The sequence below is a fragment of the Photobacterium sp. WH77 genome (assembly GCF_022014395.1).
GTDB classification, from domain to species: Bacteria; Pseudomonadota; Gammaproteobacteria; order Enterobacterales; family Vibrionaceae; genus Photobacterium; species Photobacterium arenosum.
Genome location: NZ_JAKLTE010000056.1, coordinates 1 through 1,003, shown reverse-complemented (window position 1 = coordinate 1,003; position 1,003 = coordinate 1). Strand labels below are relative to the sequence as shown.

The window sequence follows — 1,003 nt, the reverse complement described above, 5'->3', positions numbered from 1 at the left end:
CAGGGCAAGATCATGAACGTTTTTTGAACAAAATAGATCAGTTTGACGATCTGGGCTGGTTGTGATCATATACTCCTTTTTTACGGGAGTTCCTGATGCATATCGATGCTTTTTCTCAATTCTTTTCAGTTATTCAAGACCCACGACAGTCAGCAAAAATATCGTACCCACTGTTCGACATTTTGTTTCTGACCGTATGCGCCACCATTGCAGGCATGGAGGGCTGGGAAGATATCGAAGACTTTGGCGAAGCTCACCTCGATTGGCTGCAGGACAAAGGGCTTTTTCGCCAGGGCATCCCTGTCCATGACACTATTGCCAGGGTTGTTTCTTCCATTGAACCTGACCAGTTTCAAGACTGCTTTTTAAAATGGATGCAGGCAGCCAACGTCCATTCGAATGGCGAGCTTATTGCTATTGACGGCAAGGTGTTACGCAGCTCCTACAACCGAGAAGATCGGCAATCAACGCTCCACATGGTCAGTGCTTTTGCGACAGCCAACGGCGTTGTCATGGGACAAGTTAAAACCCAAGATAGGTCCAATGAAATCACCGCCATCCCTGAGCTGCTCAAGCTGTTAGATATCAAAGGTTGTCTTGTCTCTATCGATGCGATGGGCTGTCAAACCGATATCGCCAAGCAGATAGTTGAGCAAGGTGGCGATTACCTATTAGCAGTCAAAGGAAACCAAATAAGTCTGGCTAAAGCGGTACAAAAAGCATTGGCGCCATTGCTCGAAAAAAGCCCAGCGTGTGACATCGAGCGCGGACATGGGCGTATTGAAGCGCGCGAATACCACGTCATGTCAGCGCAGGAGTTGACGACAGATTTCCCTGATTGGAAAGGGCTTCAAAGCGTCGGTGTTGCTATTGGCTATCGTATTGACTCAGCAGGGAAAGAGTCGCTGGAGTACCGCTACTACATTAGCTCTGCGGTGCTCACCCCCGAACGTTTTGCCGATGCAGTCCGAGGTCACTGGGAAATCGAAAATCGGTTGCACTG

Annotated in this window: 1 protein-coding gene; it reads left to right on the top strand. The window is 48.7% G+C overall.

All coding sequences use genetic code 11. From position 1 onward, the window contains the following. Window positions 1-95: 95 nt before the first annotated feature. The coding region (locus L6J37_RS21210) for an ISAs1 family transposase (RefSeq protein ID WP_237796521.1) at window positions 96-1,003 on the top strand (908 nt) is incomplete at its 3' end.